The organism is Serratia sp. (in: enterobacteria), assembly GCF_046715635.1.
GTDB lineage: Bacteria > Pseudomonadota > Gammaproteobacteria > Enterobacterales > Enterobacteriaceae > Chania.
The window spans coordinates 1-5319 of sequence record NZ_JBKJYW010000243.1; the positions used below are offsets into that span (position 1 = coordinate 1).

The window sequence follows — 5319 nt, forward strand, 5'->3', positions numbered from 1 at the left end:
GCAGGTCGATAACGTGCGCCGCATGCTGCTGGCGATGGTGGAAGATTTCCGCTGCGTAGTGATCAAGCTGGCAGAGCGCATCGCCCACCTGCGTGAAGTGAAGGATGCGCCGGAAGACGAACGCGTGTTGGCGGCCAAAGAGTGTTCCAATATCTACGCCCCACTGGCTAACCGCCTGGGCATCGGCCAGTTGAAGTGGGAACTGGAAGATTTCTGCTTCCGCTATCTGCATCCCGATGAATATAAACGCATTGCCAAGCTGCTACATGAACGCCGTATCGATCGCGAGCAGTTTATTGATGATTTCGTGGCTTCATTGCATAACGCGATGGAGATCGAAGGCATCAAGGCGGACATTTATGGCCGCCCGAAACACATTTACAGCATCTGGCGCAAGATGCAGAAGAAATCGCTGGCGTTCGACGAGCTGTTCGACGTGCGTGCGGTACGCGTGGTAGTGGAGCGGCTGCAGGATTGCTATGCGGCATTGGGCATTGTCCATACCCATTTCCGCCATCTGCCGGATGAGTTCGACGACTACGTCGCCAACCCGAAACCGAACGGCTATCAGTCGATCCATACCGTGGTGCTCGGGCCGCGTGGCAAAACGCTGGAGATCCAGATCCGCACCCGCCAGATGCACGAAGATGCCGAGTTGGGCGTTGCGGCGCACTGGAAATACAAAGAAGGCGCGGTGGTTACGGCGCGTTCCGGCTACGAAGAACGCATTGCCTGGCTGCGTAAGCTGATCGCCTGGCAGGAAGAGATGGCTGATTCGGGCGAAATGCTCGACGAAGTGCGCAGCCAGGTGTTCGACGATCGCGTCTACGTGTTTACGCCGAAGGGCGACGTGGTGGATCTGCCAGCCGGCTCCACGCCGCTGGACTTTGCCTACCATATCCACAGCGACGTCGGCCACCGTTGTATCGGTGCCAAAATCGGCGGCCGTATCGTGCCCTTTACCTACCAGTTGCAGATGGGCGATCAGATTGAAATCATCACCCAGAAGCAGCCGAACCCTAGCCGCGACTGGCTGAACCCGAACCTGGGCTATATTACCACCAGCCGTGGGCGCTCAAAGATCCACAACTGGTTCCGCAAGCAGGATCGCGATAAAAATATCCTGGCCGGGCGGCAGATGCTGGACAGCGAGCTGGAACACCTCGGTATCAGCCTGCGGGAAGCCGAAAAGCTGCTGATCCCGCGTTATAACGTCAACTCGTTGGATGAAGTACTGGCGGGGATTGGCGGTGGCGATATCCGTCTGAACCAAATGGTGAACTTCCTGCAGGGCAAGCTCAACAAGCCTAGCGCCGAGGAGCAGGATCGCGAAGCGTTACGCCAATTGACCCAGCAGAAGGCCCCGGCAACGTCGGCCCGCAGCAAAGATAATGGCCGCGTAGTGGTCGAAGGCGTCGGCAATTTGATGCACCACATTGCCCGCTGCTGCCAGCCGATCCCGGGTGACGACATCGTCGGCTTTATCACCCAGGGGCGCGGCATCTCGATCCACCGTGCGGATTGCGATCAACTGGCAGAACTGCAGTCTCACGCGCCTGAACGTATCGTGGATGCGGTCTGGGGGGAAAGCTACTCCAGCGGTTATTCGCTGGTGGTGCGCGTCGTGGCCAACGATCGCAGCGGCTTGCTGCGTGATATCACCACCATCCTGGCCAACGAGAAGGTCAACGTATTGGGCGTCGCCAGTCGCAGCGACACCAAAAAGCAGCTGGCCACCATCGATATGGACATCGAAATCTATAACCAGGTGGTGCTGGGCCGCGTGTTGGCCAAGCTCAACCAACTGCCGGACGTTATAGACGCCAAACGCCTGCACGGCGCTTAATACCCTTCGTCTTTCAAGCTGTATCGTTGTTGGCTGCGAACGTTTACCCCAGTCACTTAGTTAACTAAGTGACTGGGGATTGATGAGCCTCATCCTTGAGGCTCAACCCTTTGGGTCAACGCAAGCGCTGTCCAAATCTGTTCCCGACAGATTTGTAACGTTCTTGCCACCTAGATACAACTCGAAATCCATTGGGTATTACTTTTCGTGCAGGCATCATATTTTGTGCGAGTTTTTTAGATAGAGAGTTCAACATGACCCAATCAACGCCACTGCAACGCCTGCTGACCATTATGAAAACCCTGCGCGATCCGCAGGTAGGCTGCCCGTGGGACCGTAAGCAGACCTTCGCCACCATCGCGCCTTACACTCTGGAAGAAACCTACGAAGTGCTGGACGCCATTGAGCGCCAGGACTATGCCGATCTGCGTGATGAACTGGGCGATCTGCTGTTCCAGGTGGTGTTTTACGCCCAGATGGGGCAGGAGCAGGGGTTGTTTGATTTCGACCAGGTGTGCAACGCCATCAGCGACAAGCTGGAACGCCGTCACCCGCATATCTTTGGTGAGGCTGAGGCTGCAGACAGCGCAGCGGTTTCCGCCCGCTGGGAGCAGTTGAAGGCCGGTGAACGGGCAGAGAAAGCGCTGCACTCGGCGCTGGATGATATTCCCAACGCCTTACCGGCGCTGATGAAGGCTCATAAAATCCAGAAGCGCTGTGCCGCTGTCGGCTTCGACTGGAACACGTTGGGGCCTGTCGTGGGCAAAGTGTACGAAGAGTTGGACGAAGTGATGCACGAAGCGCAGCAGGCGGTGGTGGACGAGCAGAAGCTGGAAGAGGAGATTGGCGATCTGTTGTTTGCCACGGTCAATCTTTCCCGCCATCTGGGTCATAAAGCGGAAAAGGCGTTGCAGGTGGCCAACCGCAAGTTTGAGCGCCGCTTCCGCCAGGTGGAAGAAATCGTGCAAAGCCGCGGTCTGACAATGCAGGAAGCCACGCTGGAGCAAATGGAAGAAGCCTGGCAACAGGTAAAAAGCCTGGAAAACTAATCGCTAGTCGCGTTGTCCTAACAGTGTCGCTTGTTTGATCGGCGACAATATTTATACTAGCTGAAACGGTTAAGCTCTGGGTGTGGATTGCTGAATCTGGTTTAACCGGTAGAAAAGCTCAACAAACTGAAATCTAAGGTGTTTTATTACCTCAGATGTTGGTTTAAACGCGGTTTATTATGCTAACTCATTGTTTCTAAAAGGCTCTGAAACGGGGGCCGAACGATTAAACCGGGATGAACTCACCAGGGTGGCAGAGATGATGGCAGGTAAAACGATCGTTTGTAGGTCAAGAGAGGTTCGGGTATACTACTTTCCCGTCTTGGTTCTTCCATCGTCTTTAAACCTAAACTCTCAGGTTCAGCATGACAACTAACTATATTTTTGTAACCGGCGGGGTCGTATCCTCTCTGGGTAAAGGCATTGCCGCAGCCTCCTTGGCGGCTATTCTCGAAGCCCGTGGCCTCAACGTTACCATCATGAAACTGGACCCGTACATCAACGTGGATCCGGGCACCATGAGCCCGATTCAGCATGGGGAAGTTTTCGTCACCGAAGACGGGGCAGAAACCGATCTGGATCTGGGTCACTACGAGCGCTTCATCCGCACCAAAATGACGCGTCGTAACAACTTCACCACCGGGCGTATCTACTCCGATGTGCTGCGCAAAGAGCGCCGTGGCGACTATCTGGGTGCCACCGTACAGGTGATCCCACATATCACCAACGCCATTAAAGAACGCATTATCGAAGGGGCCGAAGGCCACGATGTGGTGCTGGTCGAGATCGGCGGCACCGTCGGCGATATCGAATCCCTGCCGTTCCTGGAAGCCATTCGTCAGATGGCGGTGGAAGTGGGCCGTGAGCATACGCTGTACATGCACCTGACGCTGGTGCCGTACCTGGCTGCTGCGGGTGAAGTGAAAACCAAACCTACTCAGCATTCGGTAAAAGAGCTGCTTTCCATCGGTATTCAGCCGGATGTGCTGATCTGCCGTTCCGATCGCGCAGTTCCTGCTAATGAACGCGCTAAAATCGCTCTTTTCTGTAACGTACCGGAAAAAGCGGTTATCTCCCTGAAAGATGTTGATTCCATTTATAAAATCCCAGGCCTCTTGAAATCTCAGGGCTTGGATGATTATATTTGTAAACGATTCAGCCTGACACCACCGGAAGCCAATCTGGGCGAGTGGGAGCAGGTGATCTATGAAGAAGCCAATCCAGGCGGCGAAGTGACCATCGGTATGGTCGGCAAATATGTCGAACTGCCAGATGCTTACAAGTCGGTGATTGAAGCGCTCAAGCACGGCGGGCTGAAAAACCGTCTGACCGTCAACATCAAGCTGATCGATTCGCAGGATGTTGAAACCCGCGGCGTTGAAGTGCTTAAAGATCTGGATGCGATCCTGATCCCAGGCGGCTTTGGCTACCGTGGCGTGGAAGGTAAGGTGATGACCGCACGCTACGCGCGTGAAAACAAGATCCCTTATCTGGGCATTTGCCTGGGCATGCAGGTGGCGTTGATGGAGTTTGCGCGCAACGTGGCGGGGATGGAAAATGCCAACTCCACCGAATTTGTGCCAGACTGTAAGTACCCTGTTGTCGCATTGATCACCGAATGGCGTGACGAAGACGGCAACGTCGAAGTCCGTACCGAAGAAAGCGATCTGGGTGGCACGATGCGCGTCGGTGGCCAGCAATGCCACCTGACCGACAACAGCCTGGTGCGCAAGATGTACGGCGAGCCAACCATCGTGGAACGTCACCGTCACCGTTATGAAGTCAACAACATGCTGTTGAAGCCGATCGAAGCCGCGGGTATGCGTGTGGCGGGTCGTTCTGCGGATAACAAGCTGGTTGAGATTATTGAATTGCCTGATCATCCGTGGTTCGTGGCTTGTCAGTTCCACCCGGAATTTACGTCGACGCCGCGTGATGGGCATCCGTTGTTCGCAGGCTTCGTCAAGGCGGCCGGCGATCACCAGAAGGGTCAGGTAAAATAAGAGTTTTAGTAAGCAACGCGCGGCCAAAACCGCGCGTTGTTTGTCTGGAGTTTTAGTTTAACTTGTCTGAGGAAAACCTAATGTCCAAAATCATTAAAGTCATCGGTCGTGAAATCATCGACTCACGCGGCAACCCAACTGTTGAAGCCGAAGTTCATCTGGAAGGCGGTTTCGTCGGTCTGGCTGCCGCGCCGTCAGGTGCTTCTACCGGTTCCCGTGAAGCACTGGAACTGCGTGACGGTGACAAGTCTCGTTTCCTGGGTAAAGGCGTACTGAAAGCCGTTGCCGCAGTAAATGGTCCAATCGCGCAGGCGGTATTGGGTAAAGATGCCAAAGACCAGGCTAATATCGACAAGATCATGATCGATCTGGACGGTACCGAGAACAAATCCCAGTTTGGTGCTAACGCCATCCTGGCTGT

General features: G+C 54.8%; 3 protein-coding genes and 1 pseudogene. All 4 read left to right on the forward strand.

Going from position 1 to position 5319, the window contains the following annotated elements; genetic code table 11:
* The coding region (gene relA / locus ACLQ7H_RS12115) for a GTP diphosphokinase (RefSeq protein WP_411752882.1) at positions 1–1846 on the forward strand (1846 nt) is incomplete at its 5' end.
* Positions 1847–2100: 254 nt separating this feature from the next.
* Complete coding sequence (gene mazG / locus ACLQ7H_RS12120; RefSeq protein ID WP_411752883.1) at positions 2101–2895, forward strand: nucleoside triphosphate pyrophosphohydrolase; 795 nt, start codon at positions 2101–2103, stop codon at positions 2893–2895.
* A 365-nt stretch (positions 2896–3260) separates the two neighbouring features.
* Positions 3261–4898, forward strand: coding sequence for a glutamine hydrolyzing CTP synthase (gene pyrG / locus ACLQ7H_RS12125; protein ID WP_411752884.1), 1638 nt, complete (start codon positions 3261–3263; stop codon positions 4896–4898).
* A gap of 80 nt (positions 4899–4978) precedes the next feature.
* A pseudogene (gene eno, locus ACLQ7H_RS12130) lies at positions 4979–5319 on the forward strand (phosphopyruvate hydratase); the annotation flags it as partial.

Bases quoted from the DNA above. Each gene is read 5' to 3' on its own strand.
- mazG (WP_411752883.1), top strand. From the start codon at position 2,101: ATGACCCAATCAACGCCACTGCAACGCCTGCTGACCATTATGAAAACC.
- pyrG (WP_411752884.1), top strand. From the start codon at position 3,261: ATGACAACTAACTATATTTTTGTAACCGGCGGGGTCGTATCCTCTCTG.